The following is a 17,698-nucleotide window of genomic DNA, read 5'->3' as shown; positions in this document are numbered from 1 at the left end:
GGGCCGGGGAATTACAGCCCAGACTTGAGGCTGGCTTCGATAAACTTGTCCAGGTCGCCGTCCAGCACCGACTGGGTGTTGCGGGTTTCGACCCCGGTGCGCAGGTCCTTGATGCGGGCGTCGTCCAGCACGTAGGAACGGATCTGGCTGCCCCAGCCGATGTCGGACTTGCTGTCTTCCATCGCCTGTTTCTCGGCGTTCTGCTTCTGCAGCTCCAGCTCGTACAACTTGGCCTTCAGCTGCTTCATCGCCTGATCCCGGTTCTTGTGCTGGGAGCGGTCGTTCTGGCACTGCACCACTATGCCGGTGGGCTCGTGGGTGATCCGCACCGCCGAGTCGGTTCGGTTGACGTGCTGGCCACCGGCGCCGGAGGCGCGGTAGGTGTCGACCCGCAAGTCCGCCGGGTTGATCTCGATCTCGATGTCGTCGTCGATTTCCGGATACACGAAGGCGGAGCAGAAGGAGGTGTGGCGACGGCCGCCGGAGTCGAACGGCGACTTGCGCACCAGCCGGTGCACGCCGGATTCGGTGCGCAGCCAGCCGAAGGCGTATTCACCGCTGAACCTGACGGTGGCGGACTTGATGCCGGCCACTTCCCCTTCGGACAGTTCGATGATCTCGCTCTTGAAGCCGCGGGCTTCGCCCCAGCGCAGGTACATGCGCAACACCATGTTGCACCAGTCCTGGGCTTCGGTACCGCCGGAGCCGGCCTGCAGGTCCAGGTAGCAGTCGGAACCGTCGTGCTCGCCGGCGAACATGCGGCGAAACTCCAGATCGGCCAGTTTCTTCTCCAGCGTGTCCAGATCGGCCTTGGACTCCTCGAAGGTGTCTTCGTCTTCTTCTTCCACCGCCAGCTCGACCAGGCCACCGATGTCCTCGATGCCCTGATCCAGCTCTTCCAGGGTGGTCACCACCCCTTCCAGGGCAGCCCTTTCCTTACCCAGTGCCTGGGCTCGCTCGGGCTGGTTCCATACATCCGGCTGTTCCAGCTCGGCGTTTACCTCTTCCAGACGCTCTTTCTTGGCATCGTAGTCAAAGGTACCCCCTAAGAAGCTGTGCCCGTTCAGACAGCTCCTTGAGTTTGTTGTACACAGGGTTTACTTCAAACATGGGTCGACAGACTCTCTGTTGTACTGAGTGAGTGTGTTTGGCGGCTCGCCAAAATCAGGGCGCTTATTCTACCGAAAGCCGGGCCTGAACGCAGCAGGGAGTGGCCATATTTCGAGCGACGTTCGATATTTAGTTTCAATTAATTTTTTTGAAACAGCCGTCGATATAATGAATCAACCACACAACCAGAATTAAAAACGTGAACAAATTAAAATTAAAGCACAAGATTCTGTTAAGTTTTATCGCTACCATTGTTATCACCGCCCTGATCCTCAGCGGCCTCGGCTTTCGGGACATGAAACACCAGTTGTATCAGGACAGCGAACAGCTGGTGTCCGGCCTGGCGCAGAAAGAAGCCGACAAGGTGGCCGAGTGGCTGGGCAGCCGCCAGACCATGCTGAGCGCCGCCGCCAAACAGCTGGGAGACAACCCCCTCTCTCCCCTGCAACTGGTGCAAGAGGCCGGTGATTTCCAGCTCGGCTTTTACGGCACGACCGAAGGCGTGATGCACGACAGCGATCCCCATATCGATCGCACCGGTTACGACCCTCGCAGTCGTCCTTGGTACCAACAGGCCCAGAGGGACAACAGAAGTATCGTCACCGCTCCCTACCTGGATGCCGCCTATAAGGTGCTGGTGGTGACTCTGGCCCAGCCGGTACAGCAAAGCGGCCGCCTGGCCGGGGTGATCGGCGGTGATGTGGCCATCACCAGCCTGATCGACGACATCAACGCCATCCGCCTGCCCGCCCGGGGCTACGCCATGATGCTCGATAAAAACGGTACCCTGATCGCCCACCGGGATGAAGCCCGGGTACTGCAGACCGCCACCCGCCTGGATCAGGCTTTGTCCGCCGCCAACCTGGCTCGCTGGCAGCAGGGCAACGCCCTGCATCCGGTGGTGCTGAATGGAGAAGACAAGCTGGTCCATGCCCAGACGGTGCCAGGCAGCGACTGGCAATTGCTGTTCGTGCTCGACAAGGCCGCGCTGGAAGCCCCACTCACCACCCTGCTGTGGCAACAACTGGGCCTGGCTGCCCTGGTGATCGTCGCCGCCGTGGTGCTGATCGGCCTGCTGGTACAGGTGCTGCTGGCGCCCCTGCTCAGGGTCTCCCGTGCCCTGGCCCAGATAGCCGACGGCCGGGGGGATCTCACCCAGCGTATCGAACTCTACAGCAAGGATGAAGTGGGCCAGCTCGCCGCCAACTTCAATCGCTTCGTCGACAGCCAGGCAGAGCTGATCCGCCAGATCCGCAGCCAGGCCGGACACCTGGGCAGCAACGCCGAGCAGGCCTCGGTGCGCGTCAATCAGACGGTAACCGAGCTGGGCCGTCAGCAGCAGGAAGTAGCCATGGTGGCCACGGCGGTGACCGAAATGGCCTCTGCCACCCAGGAGATCGCCAATAACGCCGAGCACACCGCCACCGCCGCCCAGCAGTCCTCGGCCAGCACCGAGCAGGGCAAGCAACTGGTACACAAGACCCGGGATTCCATCCAGTCCCTGGCCCGGGAAATGGCCGACGCGGCCTCGGTGATAGTGCGCCTGGATCAGCACGCCAGGGAAATTTCCAGCGTACTGGCCACCATCCAGGGCATTGCCGAGCAGACCAACCTGTTGGCGCTGAATGCCGCCATCGAAGCGGCCCGGGCCGGCGAGCAGGGTCGCGGCTTTGCGGTGGTGGCGGACGAGGTGCGGGTACTGTCCCAGCGGACCCACGCCTCCACCGAGGAAATCCAGGACACCATCAGCACCCTGCAGCAGGCCACCAGCGAAGCGGTGAAGCTGATGGACACCAGCCGCCATCTGGCGGATCTGAGCGTGGAAGACGCCGAGGCCGCCGCCCAGGCGCTGGCGGAGATCACCGCCGCCGTGGGGCTGATTTCGGACATGGCCAGCCAGATCGCCACCGCGGCGGAAGAGCAGAGCCAGGTGACCGGGGAAATCACCCAGAACACCACCGCCATCAAGGACGTGGCCGACGAGCTGGCCGAGGATGCGACCCAGTCCCTGCAGCAGTCGAAGGATCTGCACAAGCAAGCGGGCGAGCTGAACGGCCTGGTCAGCGCCTTTACCCTGTAACCGTCACCGGTGTTTACGGAATAACGCAAAAGGGCCCGAGCGGGCCCTTTCAGCTTGATGACAAAGTCGTTTGCTCTACAGGTATGGGCCGGCAAAGGACCAACTCCGCCGACACGCTGAGGGAGATGACACCCGCCCCCTGTGACGGTCGGCGGAGCCGTTCCCTTTGTCCGCCTGTTTTGGCCTGGGTGTTGGCTGATAAAGCGTCGAATCGCTGTGATCACTCTCACGAAGGCGGGAGTCCAGTGCAATCTTTCATGGATCTCCGCCTTCGTGGGAGAGATCTGGAAAAACAGACGATGGACGTTGTCCTGACCGAAGAGATCGGCCAAAAAGCTCCATAAAAATCCCTTTCTTATATAACGGCGTCGGCCCTACAACGGAGCCAGCTGCTCCACCAGCAGTTGCAGCTGGCGCCGCCCCTTCCATTCGTTGACATCCAGCTTGTAGGCCAGCTCCACCTTCTGAATGGCGGCATTGGGCCAGACACCCAGATCCACGTTGAAGGCGATGGCGTCGAAAATGGTTTTCCCCTCATCCGGGCTCAGCACCAGCTTGAGGTGCTTCTCCCCCACCAGCCGCTGCTGGATGATGCGGAACTCGCCATCGAACAGGGGCTCGGGAAAGGCCTGGCCCCAGGGGCCGGCGAAGCGCAACTGCTCGGCCAGCTCCAGGGTCAGCTCCTGTACTGCCAGTTCGCCATCGCTCAGGATTTCCCCGGCCAGCAGCTCGGGGCTGACCCATTCGTCCACCACCTGCTCGAACGCCGCCTTGAACGGGGCCAGCGCCGCCTTGGTCAACGACAGCCCCGCCGCCATGGCATGGCCGCCGAACTTGGTGATGAGGCCCGGGTGGCGGCTGTTGATGGCCTCCAGCAGATCCCGTAGGTGTACCCCGGGAATGGAGCGGCCCGAGCCCTTGAGCTCGTCCTCCCCCGCCTCGGCGAAGGCGATCACCGGGCGGAAGTAGCGTTCCTTGATGCGCGAGGCCACCAGCCCCACCACTCCCTGGTGCCAGTCGTCCTGATGCAGCACCAGGCCGGCGGGCAGCTCGCCGTCATCGATGCGCACCCGGGCCAGGCTGGCCAGCGCCTCCTGCTGCATGCTGGCTTCGATGGCCTTGCGTTCCCGGTTGAGCTCATCCATCAGCGCCGCCAGCCGGCGCGCCTCGTCCAGGCTGTCGCTGAGCAGGCAGGCCACCCCCATCGACATGTCGTCGAGCCGGCCCACGGCGTTGAGCCGGGGGCCGAGGGCAAAACCGAGATCCGAGGCCGCCATCCGCGCCTGGTTGCGGCCGGAAATGTCGATCAACGCCTGGATGCCGGGCCGGAGCCGGCCGGCGCGCATCCGCTGCAGGCCCTGGTGCACCAGCACCCGGTTGTTGCCGTCCAACGCCACCACGTCCGCCACCGTGCCAAGCGCCACCAGATCCAGGTAATCCGCCATGTTGGGCGCCCTGATCCCCTGCTTCTCGAACCAACCGTGCTCGCTCAGCGCCGAACGTAGCGCCAGCAGCAGGTAGAAGGCCACCCCGACCCCGGCCAGGTTCTTGGAAGGAAAGTCACAGCCATGTTGGTTGGGGTTGACGATGGCGTCCGCCTCGGGCGTTTCCTCGCCGGGCAGGTGGTGATCGGTAACGATCACCTGCATGCCTGCCGCCCTGGCCGCCGCCACCCCCAGGATGCTGGAAATGCCGTTGTCCACGGTGATCAGCAGCTCGGCGCCCAGGGCCACCGCCTCTTCCACCACTTGGGGACTCAGGCCGTAGCCGTAGTCGAAACGGTTGGGCACCAGGTAGCCGACCCGCTGTGCGCCCATGGCGCGCAGGCCGTGCACCATCAGCGCCGAGCTGGTGGCGCCGTCGCAGTCGAAATCGCCCACTATCAGTATGCTGCGCTGATCCCCCAGGGCCAGCTCCAGCAGCCGCACCGCCTCGGCCATGCCCTTGAAGCCGGGCTTGAGCAGGGCACCGGCCTGCAGGTTGAGCTGCTCGGGCAGCACCACGCCGCGGCTGGCATAGAGCCGCTGCAGCAGGGGAGAAAGGTCGGCGGGCAACTGATGGGGCGCGGCTTCACGCCGGCGGATGGGCAATCGGGAACGGGCGGACATGGGCTGACTTGTTTTTTAAACGAGCCGACCACACTAACCGCGCCGGGGGAAATTTGCAACGACCCACCGCAGACAGAGCCGGAAGCGATAAGCTTGAAGCTATAAGAGGAGTGGAATGTTGATCCCGAATTGTGCTGACGATTAGGCGGCGTCCGCACTCGAACAAAATTTGCAGGCATAATGCTGCATCAATAAATCACGCCTTCAGGCTTCCAGCTTATCGCTTACGGCTTCCAGCTCCGCCGCAGGCGGTTATCCCCTGGGATGATGCTGTTCGTGCAGGGCGTTGAGCCGGTGGGTGGCCACATGGGTATAGATCTGGGTGGTGGACAGGTCCGAATGGCCCAGCAGCAGCTGCACCACCCGCAGGTCGGCGCCGTGGTTGAGCAGGTGGGTGGCGAAGGCGTGGCGCAGGGTGTGGGGCGACAGCTCCATGGTGATGCCGGCGCGCAGGGCATAATGCTTGATGCGGTGCCAGAAGGTCTGGCGGGTCATCTGCCGGGCCCGGCGCGAGGGGAATACCACGTCCGACGGCTGCTCGCCCAGCAGCACAGGCCGCGCCTCCTTGAAATAGGTGGTCAGCCAGTACAGCGCCTCCTCGCCCATGGGCACCAGCCGCTCCTTGTTACCCTTGCCGGTCACCCGCACCAGGCCCTGGCGCAGGCTGACGCTCTCCATCGACAGGCTTACCAGCTCGCTCACCCGCAAGCCGGTGGCATAGAGCAGCTCCAGCATGGCCTTGTCGCGCAGCTCCAGGGGGTCGCCCACCTCCGGCGCCTGCAGCAGATTGGACACCTGTTGCTCGCTCAGATCCTTGGGCAGCCGCTTGGGCTGCTTGGGGCCGGCGATCAGCACGCTGGGATCGTCGGCGCGCAACTGCTCCCGGTGCAGGTACTGGAAGAAACGGCGCAGCACGCTCAGCATGCGCGCCGTGCTGCTGGCCTTGAAGCCCAGATCCAGCCGGTGTGCCAGGTACTGCTGCAAGGTGAGGCCGTCCACCGCCAGCAGGCTGCCACCCTCGCCGTCCAGCCAGGCGGCGAAGTGGGTCAGATCACTGCGGTAGGAGGCCAGGGTGTTGTCGGACAGCCCCTTCTCCAGCCAGAGGGCATCGACGAATTGTTCCACCAGGGGATGGCTCATGGTTACTCCGGGATCTGCCCTGCGCGCGGGCTTCTGTTATGATAGGGCCATTGTCAGTTGAGATGACGGAACCCCATGAATATCGGTCTCTTTTACGGCTCCACCACCTGCTACACCGAGATGGCCGCCGAGAAAATTCGCGACCAGCTCGGCGCCGAGCTGGTCGATCTGCATAATATCAAGGATGTGCCGCTCAAGCGCGCCCAAGACTACCCCATACTGATCTTCGGCATCTCCACCTGGGATTTCGGCGAACTGCAGGAAGACTGGGAATCCCACTGGGACGAGGTGGACCAGTTGGAGCTGGAAGGCCGGGTGGTGGCCCTGTTCGGCATGGGCGATCAGCTGGGCTACGGCGAATGGTTCCAGGACGCCCTCGGCCTGCTGCACGACAAGGTGGCCGCCCGCGGCGCCACCCTGGTGGGCTACTGGCCCAACCAGGGCTACGAGTTCGAGGCCTCCAAGGCGCTCACCGACGACGGCCGCTATTTTGTCGGCCTGTCGCTGGACGAGGCCAACCAGTACGACGACACCGACGCCCGCATCCAGGCCTGGGTAGCCCAGATACTGGAAGAAATTGCCGCGCTGTAATGGCCTAGAACACCATTTTCAACGCCAACCAGGGCACCAGGTTGAACAGCAATATGCCGATCTTGTACGCCGCCATGGCGGCGTAGTGGAGGGCATCGAACTGCTCGGGGGCAAGGAGGAACCAGCGCCCGTGCAGCCGGTGCATCCACTCCCTGGCAAAACGGAACACCAGAAACCAGAGCAGCAGAATGCCGTAGTTGAGCCCCAGGCACCACAACAGAAAATCCTGACCCGCTTCCATCGCCATCGCCTCATCCCCGAGTATCCTTCCATCAAGTGTACAGGCCCGGCACAAAAGAAGGCGGCCTTATGGCGGCCCACAGAAAACGCCGGATATATTACTCAGTGAACAAGGGTACGGGACACCTTGAGATAGGCCTCGCCCCTGTCCTTGACCACCTGGGGCTGATTGGTCTCGGAGGCGACATGCACTTCTTCCAGGGTCTGTGCCAGGGTCGCGGTTTCCTCATTTATTTTGGCCAGGGCGTTTTCCAGGGTGTAGGTGAGCTGATGCACCTCGTTCAGGGCGGCCGGCGTCAGTTCACCCACCAGCAGTTCGGCCAGCCTGGTGTTGTATTCTGAGAAGTTGGCCACCGCCTGCGTCAGGGTCTCGGCCGGTTCCCCCCCGTAATGATCCGGCCGCGCATCGGCCTGCACATGGGCCGCCAGCAGCAAAGGCAGGGCGGAGAATAATGATAGCGGAAGGGGTTTCATCATGGTGTCCTCGAATGGTGGGTTGAATATCAAGCTCAAACAAAACAATGATAATTATTATCATTTCTGTTTTTAAATGATTGATGTAGATCAACCCTGACCCATTCAATTAATTTGGCAGCCAAGATCCTGCACCACAAAAAGCAAAGGGGCGGCCCGATGGCCGCCCCCTGGGGACAAGATCCGCGTCTGGCGACTCAGGCCAGGGCTTCTTCCCGGGCCTTGCCCGCCACCAGGCCGATCACCGCGGCGACAGCGGTCGGCAGCACCCAGGCCATGCCGACGCCGAACAGCGGCAGGAAGTCGAACAGGACCATGTTCAGGCCCGCTGCCTGCATGCCGTCGAGCAGACCAAACGCCAGGGATACGGCGATGATCAGGCGGAAGGCGAACACCGGCGACTTCATCAGCGGCCGCAGGTAGGTGGCCAGCACCAGGGCAATAGCCACCGGATACAGCGCCACCAGAATGGGAATAGACACGGCAATCAGGGTGCTCAGGCCGACGTTGGCGACCAGCATGCAAGCCAGCGCGATCATCACCACCCAGCGGCGATAACTGCCCTTGCCGGTCAGGTTGTGGAAATAGTCGGCGCAGGAAGACACCAGACCCACGGCGGTGGTCAGGCAGGCCAGGGTGACGATGCCCGCCAGGATCCACAGGCCGGGGGTGCCGAACAGGGCCAAGACATAGGCACTGATGATCTCGCCGCCGTTGCTGGCGGACTCCACCACGCCCAGGCTGGTACCGCCCAGAATGAACAGGGAAGTGTAAACAAAACCCAGGCCGGCGGCGGCAATCAGCGCCGCCATCATCAGGTAGCGGGACTGGGCGCGGGGCTCGATCACGCCTTTCTTGCGCAGCACGTCCAGGATCAGGATGGCGAACAGCAGAGACGCGAAGGTATCCATGGTGTTGTAGCCTTCGATAAAACCCTTCACGAACGGCTGGTGCAGGTAAGCTTCGGCCACCTCGGGCTGGGTCCCCTGAGGATTGACGAAGACGGCGACGGCCAGGATGATCAGCAGCAACAGCAGTATCGGGGTCAGCAACTTGCCCACCGCTTCCAGCAACCGGCCCTGGCTGAGGGAGAGCAGCAGCGCTACCCCGAAAAAGACGATGGTGTACAGGGTGAGAGCCGCCTGCCCCGGATTGTCCAGGAAGGGTTTCACGCCCATCTCGAAGGCCACCAGGCCGGTACGGGGAGCGGCGAAGGCCGGGCCTATGATGATGAAGATGGCACAGCCCATCACGGTCACCACCACGGGGGGCAGATAACGGCCCATGGTGGGCAGGCCGCCGCCGGCCAGGGCGGCGGCGACCAACCCTGCCAGCGGCAGGCCCACGGCGGTCAGCAGAAAGCCGAACATGGCACTGTTCAGGTTTTCTCCGGCCAGAAAGCCGGCCAGCGGCGGGAAGATGATGTTCCCGGCCCCCAAAAAGAAGGCGAAGGTCATAAAACCCAAGCCCATCACATCAAAAGTGGATAACGACCTGTTCACAACAAACCTCATTGCGGTTGCCCGCGCAAAGATAGCTTCGTTTGGAAACTAATGATAATAACGATACGGCATGCTGCCAGCAGCGAGTTGTAAAATACTAAAAACTGGCACACCCCGAGCTTGCCAGTAGCATAATGATGTGAAAATTATCTTCAAGGCAAAATTTACATCTTCAAATAAAAATCGGCCACCATCTGCTTATATATGTCGCCATGATCATTTTTTTCAGTATTAATAACAATTTCACCCACATAAGTGCAGTTTTTAATGCTGGAAAATTGCAATAAAAACCGACCCGGGCTTCTCCCCTCTCTGGTGATCACCGCCTGTTTTTCGGTCAGATGTAAATCATTAAAACCGGCCTGATTAATAGCCTCATCCAGCGACTGCCAGGGTAAAATCACACATAATCTGCCATCCTCGGCGAGCAAACGTTTCCCATGGCCGAACAGCTCCGCCAGGCTCAGGCTGCCGGTGTGGCGGGCATCCGCCCGGGCCCGGCTGTCGAACGGCTGACCATGGGCAAAATAAGGCGGGTTGGAAACGACGAGATCGAAGGCCGCGGCCTGGTACCGCTGCAGGGCCCCTTCCACAATCTCGACCCGACCGGACCAGGGCGAGTCCGCCACGTTGTCCCGCGCCTGGCCGGCGGCGGCGGCATCCAGCTCCAGCCCGGTGATCCGCACCCCGGGCTCGCTGCGCTGGGCCAGCATCAGTGCCACCAGCCCCGAGCCGGTGCCCACGTCCAGAATGCGGCGCGCCCGCCCCAGCGGCGTCCAGGCCCCGAGCAGGATACCGTCGGTGCCCACCTTCATGGCGCACCTGTCATGGTTGATATGAAATTGCTTAAAGGTAAAACCGCGCCCGGCCATGATGTTTCACTATTCCTGTCAGGTTTTTTTATCCGAGTTCGCCTATAATACCCGCCTTTTAGGCTGACGAGATCGATCATGAGCAGTATGACCTTCGAGCAACTGGAACTGGATCCCATTCTGGTACGCGCCCTGGCACGCATGGGCTATGCCAGACCCACCACCATTCAGAGCCAGGTCATTCCCGAAGCCATGAGCGGCCGGGACATCATGGCGTCGGCGCCCACCGGCACCGGTAAAACCGCCGCCTTCCTGCTGCCGGTCTGTCAGCACCTGCTGGACTTCCCCCGCCGCCAGGCCGGGCCGGCGCGCATCCTGATCCTCACCCCCACCCGCGAGCTGGCCAAGCAGATCGCCGATGACGCCAAGGCGCTGCTGAAGGAAACCGGGCTGCGGGTGGAAGTGATCACCGGCGGCATCCACGCCGACAAGCACCTGCCCGCGCTCACCAAGACCACCGATATCGTGGTGGCTACCCCGGGCCGGCTGCTGCAGTATATCGAAGAAGAATCCTTCGACAGCCGGGACATCGAAATGCTGATCCTCGACGAAGCGGACCGCATGCTGGACATGGGCTTTATCGGGGATGTGGACCGCATCGCCGCCGAGGCCCGCTGGCGCCGGCAGACCATGCTGTTCTCCGCCACCCTGGAAGGCCGCGGCCTGATGAAGTTCGCCGCCGACATCCTCAAGGATCCGGTAGAGCTCAGCGCCGAACCGCCGCGCAGCGAGCGCAAGAAGATCAACCAGTGGCTGCACCTGGCCGACGATCCCGAGCACAAGTTTGCCCTGCTCACCCACCTGCTGCGCCAGGAAGAAGTGAGCCGCAGCATCATCTTCGTCAAGACTCGCGAGCGGCTGATGGAACTGGCCAGCCGGCTACAGCAGGAAGGACTGGACAACGCCTGGCTGCGCGGCGAAATGGATCAGGAAAAACGCTTCGAGGCGCTGCGCCGCTTCCGTAACGGCAAGGTCAATATCCTGGTGGCCACCGATGTCGCCGCCCGGGGCATCGATCTGCCCGAAGTCAGCCATGTGATCAACTACGACATGCCGCGCACCGCCGACGTCTATGTGCACCGTATCGGCCGCACCGGCCGCGCCGGCCGCAAGGGCACCGCCATCAGCCTGGTGGAGGCCCACGACATGCCGCTGGTGGTCCGGGTGGAACACTACACCGAGCAGAAGCTCAAGCGCCGGGTCATCGACGAGTTGCGCCCCAGGCATAAGGAAGCCAGTGTGAACTCGCGCAAGAAGAAAGACGACGAGGACAAGGGCAGGAAAGCGGCCCAGCCCAAGAAGAAGGTGCGCCTGCGCGAGCAGAAGGCCAAGGGTAAGCCGAAGTGGGCCAGGGAGAAGGCCCCGGCCAATCGCAAGCCGGAAGAGTAACCACTCACTGTTGCTCCGGCCCCGGTTTGAACTATGCTCAAACAAAAAGCGCGGAGTAACCATGATGGCCAATGACTATACCGGCCCGGAACGGCGCCGGGAGCAAAGACGCAAGATCGCCGATCGGCGGGATCTGATCCGCTGGGAGCCCGACAAGGCGGATCGCCGCCAGGGTTCAGGGCGGCGGCAATCCGACCAGACCCAGCCGTACTGGCGGCGCTAAAAGAAAACCGGCCCTCGGGCCGGTCAAAATGAAGAAGAAGAGAATTGAGAAAATTCAGTAGACACATGCTGTAGGAAAACGGCCGGAACAAAAAGTTCCGGCCGTTTTTTTATTTTTCCTGAGCTTCCCGCTTGAACACCAGTTCGGTGGCGGTGGACTCAGCCTCGACAAAATAGTAGCCGGCGCTGTCGAAGGCGGTGAGCTGGCTGACTTCGCTCAGCCGGTGCTCAATGATGTAGCGCGCCATCATGCCCCTGGCCTTCTTGGCATAAAAGCTGATGATCTTGTACTGGCCGTTTTTGCAGTCCTTGAACACCGGGGTCACGATCTGGCCGTCGAGCCGCTTCGGCTTCACCGCCTTGAAGTACTCGTTGGAAGCCAGGTTGATCAGCACGTTGTCGCCCTGCTCCGCCAGCGCCCGGTTGAGCGCGTCGGTGATGATGTCGCCCCAGAACTGGTACAGATCCGCACCGCGCTCGTTGTCGAGCCGGGTGCCCATCTCCAGCCGGTAGGGCTGCATCAGATCCAGCGGCCGCAGCACCCCGTACAGGCCCGAAAGCATGCGCAGGTGGTACTGGGCAAAGGCGAAATCGTCCTTGCCCAGGGTTTCCGCGTCCAGCCCGGTGTAGACGTCCCCCTTGAACGCCAGTATCGCCTGCTTGGCGTTGGCAGGGCTGAAATCCGGCTGCCAGTCGGCGAAGCGGGCCGCGTTAAGCCCGGCCAGCTTGTCGCTGATGCTCATCAGCTTGCCGATCTCGGCCGGGGTCAGCCGGCGGGCCCGCGTGATGAGTTCGGCAGCATGATCCAGCAACGCCGGCAGGCTGTAATCGGCGATCACTGGCGGCGTGTCATAGTCCAGGGTCTTGGCGGGGGAAACCACGATCAGCATTGCGTGTCCTCTAAGATTCTATCGTCACATTATCGAGCAGGCTGGAGTCCAGCCCTCCGCCCCCGTGCAGCTTGATCATCAGCCGCAGATCGTTGGGCGAGTCGGCGTAGGCCAGGGCTTCGCTGTAGCCTATATGCTGCTGGGTGTAGAGGTCAAACAACGCCTGATCGAAGGTCTGCATGCCCTGCTCCCGGGATTTGGCCATGATCTCCTTGAGCTTGTGCATGTCACCCTTGCGGATCACATCCGCCACCAGCGGGGTATTGAGCAGGATCTCGAAGGCGCCCCGGCGATGCCGGCCGTCGCGGGTGGGGATCAGTTGCTGGGCGACGATGGCCTTGAGGTTGAACGACAGGTCGAACTGCAGCTGGCGGTGCTTTTCCTGGGGCACCAGGTGCATGATGCGGTCCAGCGCCTGGTTGGCGTTGTTGGCGTGCAGGGTCGCCATGCACAGGTGGCCGGTCTCGGCGAAGGACAGGGCAAAGCCCATGGTCTCTTCCGAGCGGATTTCGCCGATGAGGATCACGTCCGGCGCCTGGCGCAGCGAGCTTTTCAGGGCGGCGTCGAAGGACTCGGTGTCGATGCCCACCTCCCGCTGGGTGATGATCGACTGACCGTGTTCATGAATATACTCCACCGGGTCCTCGATGGTGAGGATATGGCCGCCGGCATGACGGTTGCGGTGGCCGATCATCGCCGCCTGGGTGGTGGACTTACCAGTGCCGGTGCCGCCCACGAACAGCACCAGGCCGCGCTTGGTCATGGCGATGTCGCGCAGGGTCTCGGGCAGGTACAGCTCTTCGAAGGTGGGAATATGGCTTTCGATGCGCCGGATCACCATGCCCGCCTTTTCCTGCTGCCAGAAGGCACTGACCCGGAAGCGACCGAGATCCTCCCGGCTGATGGCGAAATTGGCTTCCTTGTGCAGATGAAAGCGCTCGCGCCACTCCGCGTTCATGCAGGACTCCACCATGGCCAGGGCCTCGGCTTCCGACAGCGGCTCCGAGCCTACCGGCAGGAATTTGCCCTGGGTTTTGACCGTCGGCGGAATGCCGACGGAGATATACAGGTCCGATGCTTTCTGCTCCAGCATGGCACTCAGGAAAGGGGTCAACTCCATCACAACCTCCGACGCCCGTGGCGTTTACATTCAGATACTCTGCGGATCGACTGCCTTGGTGCGGGCATCCACCGGGGCCACCATGCCGCTGGTGACCAGCATTTTCAGGCTTTGATCCATGGTTTGCATGCCGTGGGCCATGCCGGTCTGGATCACCGAATACATCTGCGCCACCTTGTCTTCGCGGATCAGGTTGCGGATGGCGGGGGTGCCCAGCATGATCTCGTGCGCGGCGATACGCCCCCCGTTGATGCGCTTGAGCAGGGTCTGGGAAATGACCGCGCGCAGGGATTCGGAAAGCATGGAGCGTACCATGTCTTTTTCCGCGCCGGGAAAGACGTCGATGATACGGTCTATGGTCTTGGCCGCCGAGGAGGTGTGCAGGGTACCGAACACCAGGTGGCCGGTTTCCGCCGCGGTCAGCGCCAGGCGGATGGTTTCCAGGTCGCGCAGCTCGCCCACCAGTATGATGTCCGGATCTTCCCGCAGCGCCGAGCGCAGGGCGTTGCTGAAGGAATGGGTATCCCGGTGCACTTCCCGCTGGTTGACCAGGCACTTCTTGTTGCCATGCACGAATTCGATGGGATCCTCGATGGTGAGGATATGCTTGTTGAAGCTGTCGTTGATGTGGTCGATCATCGCCGCCAGGGTGGTGGACTTGCCCGAACCGGTCGGGCCGGTGACCAGCACCAGGCCGCGCGGATATTCGGAAATACGGCGGAAGATCTCCGGTGCCCCCAGTTGATCCAGCCCCCACACCTCGCTCGGGATCACCCGGAAGGCCGCCGCGGCGCCGCGGGCCTGGTGAAAGGCATTGACCCGGAAGCGCGCCAGCCCGGGCAGTTCGAAGGAAAAGTCGACCTCGAAGTTTTCTTCCAGCTCCTTGCGCTGGCGATCGTTCATGATGTCGTACACCAGGCGGTGCACGTCCCTGTGATCCAGCACCGGCAAATTGATCTTGCGTACCTCCCCGTCGACCCGGATCAGGGGCGGCACCCCCGCCGACAGGTGCAGATCGGATGCATTATGCTTTACACTAAACGCCAATAGTTCCGTAATATCCATAAAAATTCCCTGTCGTTTTTGGTTCTCTATTATATGAATACTATCGCACACCACCTGCAACAAGTTCAGGACAGAATCGCCAAGGCCGCCAGTGAATGCGGCCGCCACCCGGACGAAGTGGGTCTGCTGGCGGTGAGCAAAACCAAGCCCGCCCCCGCGGTGGAAGCCGCCTACGCCGCCGGCCAGCGCCAGTTCGGCGAAAACTATGTGCAGGAAGCGATTGAAAAAATCCAGGCGTTGAAGGATAAGTATCCGGATATCGTCTGGCATCTTATCGGCCCGCTGCAATCCAACAAGAGCCGCCTGGTGGCCGAGCATTTCGACTGGGTCCAGACCCTGGACCGGCTCAAGACGGCCCAGCGGCTCAGCGCCCAGCGGCCGGCCGGATTGCCGCCCCTCAATGTCTGCCTGCAGGTCAACATCAGCGGCGAAGCCAGCAAGTCGGGGCTGGCGCTGGCCGAGGTGCCGGCACTGGCGGAGGAGGTAGCCCGGCTGCCGGGTATCCGCCTGCGCGGGCTGATGGCCATCCCCGAGGCCACCGACGACGGCGAAGCCTTGCGTGCACAATTACTAGAGTTGAAGCAACTCTTTGATAGAATGGCAGAAAAATACCCCGGGATAGACACCCTGTCGATGGGGATGAGTAACGATTTAGAACTCGCAGTGGCCTGTGGCAGTACCCTGGTAAGGGTTGGCACGGCTATTTTTGGCTCCCGCAACCCTTGAGTGCTCATTGATGGAACACAGAAAACTCGCCTTTATCGGCGCGGGCAATATGTCTCGCAGCCTGATCTCCGGACTGATCCAGGCCGGCTATCCGGCCGACCTTATCATTGCCGCCAACCCTTCCTTCCCCAAGCTGGACGGCCTGGCGGCCGAATTCGGCATCGCCACCACCCAGGATAACGCCGACGCCGCCGCCCGGGCCGAGGTGCTGGTGCTGGCGGTCAAACCGCAGATGATGGCGGCCATGCTGGCGAAACTGGTGCAGACCACCGGCGGACTGCAGGGCAAATTGCTGATTTCCATTGCCGCCGGTATCAGCCTCGACCGCCTCGAACAGATGACCGGTGGCCACGACCGGCTGATCCGCACCATGCCCAATACCCCCTCGCTGCTGGGGCTGGGCATGACCGGCCTTTACGCCAAGCCGCATATCGGGCAGGCGGATCGGGACTATTGCGAGCAGATGATGCAGGCAGTGGGCAAAACCCTGTGGGTAGGGGCGGAAGACGGCATCAATCAGGTGATCGCCGCCGCCGGCAGCGCCCCCGCCTATTTCTTCCTGTTTATGGAAGCCATGGCCGAGGAAGCGCAGAAGCGGGGATTCTCCGCCGCAGAGGCCCGCCTGCTGGTGCAACAGACCGCCCTGGGTGCCGCCCAGATGGTGGCCGCCAACCCGCAGCTCTCCCTGGCCGAGCTCCGTGCCCAGGTCACGTCCAAGGGAGGCACCACCGCCGAAGCCATTCGCTGTTTTCAGGAGCAGGGGCTGGCCCCCCTGGTCAGCCAGGCCATGGCCGCCGCCGTAGCCCGGGCCCGGGAACTGGAAACGCAGCTCTAAGGAAACATGATGAATACTGCTTACTACCTGATTAATACGGTTTTCGATCTCTACCTGATGGTGGTGCTGTTGCGCATCTGGCTGCAGTTGGCCCGGGCCGATTTTTACAATCCGTTCAGTCAGTTCGTGGTCAAGGCCACCAATCCTCTGCTGACCCCGATGCGCCGTTTCATTCCCGGCTTTTTCGGCATCGACTTCGCCGCCCTGGTGCTGGCTCTGCTGGTGGCCATGATCAAGCTGCTGCTGTTCAAGGCCATGAACCTGCTGTATGCGGACTGGATCACCATAGTGCTGGTCAGCCTGGTGACGGTGGTGAAAAAGGCCGGTGTCATGCTGTTCTGGATCCTGATCATCCGTGCCCTGCTGAGCTGGGTCAGCCAGGGCCGCAGCCAGATTGAGTACGTGATGCACCAGCTGACCGAGCCGCTGCTGACTCCCCTGCGCCGCGTCATTCCCCCCATGGGCGGGCTGGACCTGTCCATCCTGGTGGCCTTTATCGCCCTGCAGGCGCTGAACTGGCTGATGGGCGACCTGTTCGGCCCGCTGTGGTGGCAGCTTTGAGCCAGCCAGTCCGGCTGGAGCAGGACCGGCTCTACCTCAGCCTGTACCTGCAGCCCAAGGCCAGCCGGGATCAGTTCCTCGGCCGGCACGGCGACGAGCTCAAACTGGCCATCACCGCGCCGCCGGTCGACGGCCAGGCCAACGCCCACCTGCTGAAGTGGCTGGCCAAACGCTGCCGGGTCGCCAGGTCCCAGGTGTCGCTGCAAAGCGGCGCCGGCAGCCGCCACAAGCAGGTGATGATAATTCAGCCACGAGAAATCCCGCCGGAATTGGCGGAACTCCTCGGCAACAATGCCTAAACTTAAGAACAAGTAAGCCCTTCAGTATTAAGGAACCCTTATGTTGAAAGTCATGTTGTCCGCACTCTTGCTGTTGTCGGCAAGCCAGGCCCAGGCTGCGGAAACCAAACTGGGCGACTGGACCGTTCACTACAGCGCCTTTGCCTCCACCTTCCTGACACCGGAAGTGGCCCGCAGCTACAACATAGAGCGCAGCCGCTTCAACGGCCTGGTCAATATTTCCGTGGTCGATGCCCAGGGCGTGACCCAGCAGGTCAATATCCGCGGCGAAGGCAAGAGCCTGCTCGGCACCGTGCGCCCGCTCGAGTTTCAGCCCATCCGCGAGGGCGATGCCATCTATTACATCGCCGAAGTACCCTACCGCAATGAAGACAACATCCTGTTCACCATCGAGATCCAGAACCCGCAGCAGGGGGGAAATTTCTCGTTCCGCCACACCTTTTATGTGGACTGAGCAGCCGTGCTATCATGCCC

19 protein-coding genes are annotated in these 17,698 nt (G+C 62.1%); 9 read left to right on the top strand and 10 right to left on the bottom strand.

The window, feature by feature from the left end; genetic code table 11:
* Nucleotides 1-11: 11 nt before the first annotated feature.
* Nucleotides 12-1,110, bottom strand: a protein-coding gene (prfB, locus tag C7H85_RS16730) for a peptide chain release factor 2 (protein ID WP_106730847.1) whose coding sequence is annotated in 2 segments (ribosomal slippage) — nt 12-1,034 and nt 1,036-1,110 — 1,098 coding nt in all. Because the reading frame shifts where the segments join, the coding sequence is not laid out codon by codon here.
* Nucleotides 1,111-1,309: 199 nt separating this feature from the next.
* On the opposite strand from prfB, the gene C7H85_RS16725 reads away from it, so the two are divergent.
* On the top strand, nt 1,310-3,190 hold the full coding sequence (locus tag C7H85_RS16725) for a methyl-accepting chemotaxis protein (protein WP_106730846.1): 1,881 nt from the start codon (nt 1,310-1,312) through the stop codon (nt 3,188-3,190).
* A gap of 374 nt (nt 3,191-3,564) precedes the next feature.
* Here the strand turns inward: C7H85_RS16725 and recJ are convergent, their stop codons facing one another.
* Entirely contained in the window at nt 3,565-5,298 is a 1,734-nt protein-coding gene (gene recJ / locus C7H85_RS16720) for a single-stranded-DNA-specific exonuclease RecJ (protein WP_106730845.1), read from the bottom strand.
* A gap of 252 nt (nt 5,299-5,550) precedes the next feature.
* Nucleotides 5,551-6,438 (bottom strand): site-specific tyrosine recombinase XerD, encoded by an 888-nt coding sequence (gene xerD / locus C7H85_RS16715; protein WP_106730844.1) that lies wholly within the window; start codon nt 6,436-6,438, stop codon nt 5,551-5,553.
* 75 nt (nt 6,439-6,513) lie between these two features.
* On the opposite strand from xerD, the gene fldB reads away from it, so the two are divergent.
* The gene (fldB, locus tag C7H85_RS16710; RefSeq protein WP_106730843.1) at nt 6,514-7,029 is read left to right on the top strand and encodes a flavodoxin FldB; all 516 of its coding nucleotides are present in this window, start codon (nt 6,514-6,516) and stop codon (nt 7,027-7,029) included.
* 4 nt (nt 7,030-7,033) lie between these two features.
* Here fldB and C7H85_RS16705 read toward each other — a convergent pair whose 3' ends face one another.
* From C7H85_RS16705 to C7H85_RS16690, 4 genes are all read right to left on the bottom strand, one after another.
* Nucleotides 7,034-7,276 (bottom strand): DUF6868 family protein, encoded by a 243-nt coding sequence (locus C7H85_RS16705; RefSeq protein ID WP_106730842.1) that lies wholly within the window; start codon nt 7,274-7,276, stop codon nt 7,034-7,036.
* 95 nt (nt 7,277-7,371) lie between these two features.
* Nucleotides 7,372-7,746: a DUF6746 family protein gene (locus C7H85_RS16700; protein ID WP_210433683.1), complete on the bottom strand. Its 375-nt coding sequence runs from the start codon at nt 7,744-7,746 to the stop codon at nt 7,372-7,374.
* Between the two features lie 194 nt (nt 7,747-7,940).
* Complete coding sequence (gene brnQ / locus C7H85_RS16695) at nt 7,941-9,257, bottom strand: branched-chain amino acid transport system II carrier protein (protein WP_106730840.1); 1,317 nt, start codon at nt 9,255-9,257, stop codon at nt 7,941-7,943.
* Between the two features lie 152 nt (nt 9,258-9,409).
* Entirely contained in the window at nt 9,410-10,117 is a 708-nt protein-coding gene (locus C7H85_RS16690) for a tRNA1(Val) (adenine(37)-N6)-methyltransferase (protein ID WP_106730839.1), read from the bottom strand.
* Between the two features lie 78 nt (nt 10,118-10,195).
* Between C7H85_RS16690 and srmB the strand changes: the two genes are divergently transcribed.
* Complete coding sequence (gene srmB, locus C7H85_RS16685) at nt 10,196-11,506, top strand: ATP-dependent RNA helicase SrmB (RefSeq protein WP_106730838.1); 1,311 nt, start codon at nt 10,196-10,198, stop codon at nt 11,504-11,506.
* Nucleotides 11,507-11,567: 61 nt separating this feature from the next.
* On the top strand, nt 11,568-11,729 hold the full coding sequence (locus C7H85_RS19750) for a hypothetical protein (protein ID WP_158260114.1): 162 nt from the start codon (nt 11,568-11,570) through the stop codon (nt 11,727-11,729).
* A gap of 109 nt (nt 11,730-11,838) precedes the next feature.
* Here the strand turns inward: C7H85_RS19750 and yaaA are convergent, their stop codons facing one another.
* Genes yaaA through C7H85_RS16670 form a run of 3 tightly spaced genes read right to left on the bottom strand, consistent with a single transcriptional unit; the run spans nt 11,839 to nt 14,803 of the window.
* On the bottom strand, nt 11,839-12,618 hold the full coding sequence (gene yaaA, locus C7H85_RS16680) for a peroxide stress protein YaaA (protein WP_106730837.1): 780 nt from the start codon (nt 12,616-12,618) through the stop codon (nt 11,839-11,841).
* A 10-nt stretch (nt 12,619-12,628) separates the two neighbouring features.
* Nucleotides 12,629-13,738: a PilT/PilU family type 4a pilus ATPase gene (locus tag C7H85_RS16675; RefSeq protein ID WP_106730836.1), complete on the bottom strand. Its 1,110-nt coding sequence runs from the start codon at nt 13,736-13,738 to the stop codon at nt 12,629-12,631.
* A 30-nt stretch (nt 13,739-13,768) separates the two neighbouring features.
* Nucleotides 13,769-14,803 carry a type IV pilus twitching motility protein PilT gene (locus C7H85_RS16670; RefSeq protein WP_106730835.1) on the bottom strand — a complete coding sequence of 345 codons (1,035 nt, stop codon included), beginning with the start codon at nt 14,801-14,803 and terminating at the stop codon, nt 13,769-13,771.
* Nucleotides 14,804-14,836: 33 nt separating this feature from the next.
* Here C7H85_RS16670 and C7H85_RS16665 point away from each other — a divergent pair, with 33 nt between their 5' ends.
* Genes C7H85_RS16665 through C7H85_RS16645 form a run of 5 tightly spaced genes read left to right on the top strand, consistent with a single transcriptional unit; the run spans nt 14,837 to nt 17,678 of the window.
* Nucleotides 14,837-15,529: a YggS family pyridoxal phosphate-dependent enzyme gene (locus C7H85_RS16665; RefSeq protein WP_106730834.1), complete on the top strand. Its 693-nt coding sequence runs from the start codon at nt 14,837-14,839 to the stop codon at nt 15,527-15,529.
* A gap of 10 nt (nt 15,530-15,539) precedes the next feature.
* Nucleotides 15,540-16,364: a pyrroline-5-carboxylate reductase gene (gene proC, locus C7H85_RS16660; protein ID WP_106730833.1), complete on the top strand. Its 825-nt coding sequence runs from the start codon at nt 15,540-15,542 to the stop codon at nt 16,362-16,364.
* A gap of 9 nt (nt 16,365-16,373) precedes the next feature.
* Nucleotides 16,374-16,925 carry a YggT family protein gene (locus tag C7H85_RS16655; RefSeq protein WP_106730832.1) on the top strand — a complete coding sequence of 184 codons (552 nt, stop codon included), beginning with the start codon at nt 16,374-16,376 and terminating at the stop codon, nt 16,923-16,925.
* Nucleotides 16,922-17,224, top strand: a complete 303-nt coding sequence (locus C7H85_RS16650) for a DUF167 family protein (protein WP_245879704.1) — start codon at nt 16,922-16,924, stop codon at nt 17,222-17,224. Before C7H85_RS16655 ends, C7H85_RS16650 begins: the two co-directional genes overlap by 4 nt.
* 40 nt (nt 17,225-17,264) lie before the next feature.
* The gene (locus C7H85_RS16645) at nt 17,265-17,678 is read left to right on the top strand and encodes a DUF4426 domain-containing protein (protein WP_106730831.1); all 414 of its coding nucleotides are present in this window, start codon (nt 17,265-17,267) and stop codon (nt 17,676-17,678) included.
* The last annotated feature ends 20 nt before the right edge of the window (nt 17,679-17,698 follow it).

The sequence above is a fragment of the Zobellella endophytica genome, assembly GCF_003012775.1.
Taxonomy (GTDB): domain Bacteria; phylum Pseudomonadota; class Gammaproteobacteria; order Enterobacterales; family Aeromonadaceae; genus Oceanimonas; species Oceanimonas endophytica.
Note: the sequence above shows the minus strand (reverse complement) of the source record. Positions and strands in the feature narration are given on the sequence as shown.

What these genes read in the sequence shown, in the direction of transcription:
- recJ (WP_106730845.1), bottom strand. Translation starts at nt 5,298, where the DNA reads ATGTCCGCCCGTTCCCGATTGCCCATCCGCCGGCGTGAAGCCGCGCCC.
- xerD (WP_106730844.1), bottom strand. Translation starts at nt 6,438, where the DNA reads ATGAGCCATCCCCTGGTGGAACAATTCGTCGATGCCCTCTGGCTGGAG.
- fldB (WP_106730843.1), top strand. Translation starts at nt 6,514, where the DNA reads ATGAATATCGGTCTCTTTTACGGCTCCACCACCTGCTACACCGAGATG.
- C7H85_RS16705 (WP_106730842.1), bottom strand. Translation starts at nt 7,276, where the DNA reads ATGGCGATGGAAGCGGGTCAGGATTTTCTGTTGTGGTGCCTGGGGCTC.
- C7H85_RS16700 (WP_210433683.1), bottom strand. Translation starts at nt 7,746, where the DNA reads ATGATGAAACCCCTTCCGCTATCATTATTCTCCGCCCTGCCTTTGCTG.
- brnQ (WP_106730840.1), bottom strand. Translation starts at nt 9,257, where the DNA reads ATGAGGTTTGTTGTGAACAGGTCGTTATCCACTTTTGATGTGATGGGC.
- C7H85_RS16690 (WP_106730839.1), bottom strand. Translation starts at nt 10,117, where the DNA reads ATGGCCGGGCGCGGTTTTACCTTTAAGCAATTTCATATCAACCATGAC.
- srmB (WP_106730838.1), top strand. Translation starts at nt 10,196, where the DNA reads ATGAGCAGTATGACCTTCGAGCAACTGGAACTGGATCCCATTCTGGTA.
- C7H85_RS19750 (WP_158260114.1), top strand. Translation starts at nt 11,568, where the DNA reads ATGATGGCCAATGACTATACCGGCCCGGAACGGCGCCGGGAGCAAAGA.
- yaaA (WP_106730837.1), bottom strand. Translation starts at nt 12,618, where the DNA reads ATGCTGATCGTGGTTTCCCCCGCCAAGACCCTGGACTATGACACGCCG.
- C7H85_RS16675 (WP_106730836.1), bottom strand. Translation starts at nt 13,738, where the DNA reads ATGGAGTTGACCCCTTTCCTGAGTGCCATGCTGGAGCAGAAAGCATCG.
- C7H85_RS16670 (WP_106730835.1), bottom strand. Translation starts at nt 14,803, where the DNA reads ATGGATATTACGGAACTATTGGCGTTTAGTGTAAAGCATAATGCATCC.
- C7H85_RS16665 (WP_106730834.1), top strand. Translation starts at nt 14,837, where the DNA reads ATGAATACTATCGCACACCACCTGCAACAAGTTCAGGACAGAATCGCC.
- proC (WP_106730833.1), top strand. Translation starts at nt 15,540, where the DNA reads ATGGAACACAGAAAACTCGCCTTTATCGGCGCGGGCAATATGTCTCGC.
- C7H85_RS16655 (WP_106730832.1), top strand. Translation starts at nt 16,374, where the DNA reads ATGAATACTGCTTACTACCTGATTAATACGGTTTTCGATCTCTACCTG.
- C7H85_RS16645 (WP_106730831.1), top strand. Translation starts at nt 17,265, where the DNA reads ATGTTGAAAGTCATGTTGTCCGCACTCTTGCTGTTGTCGGCAAGCCAG.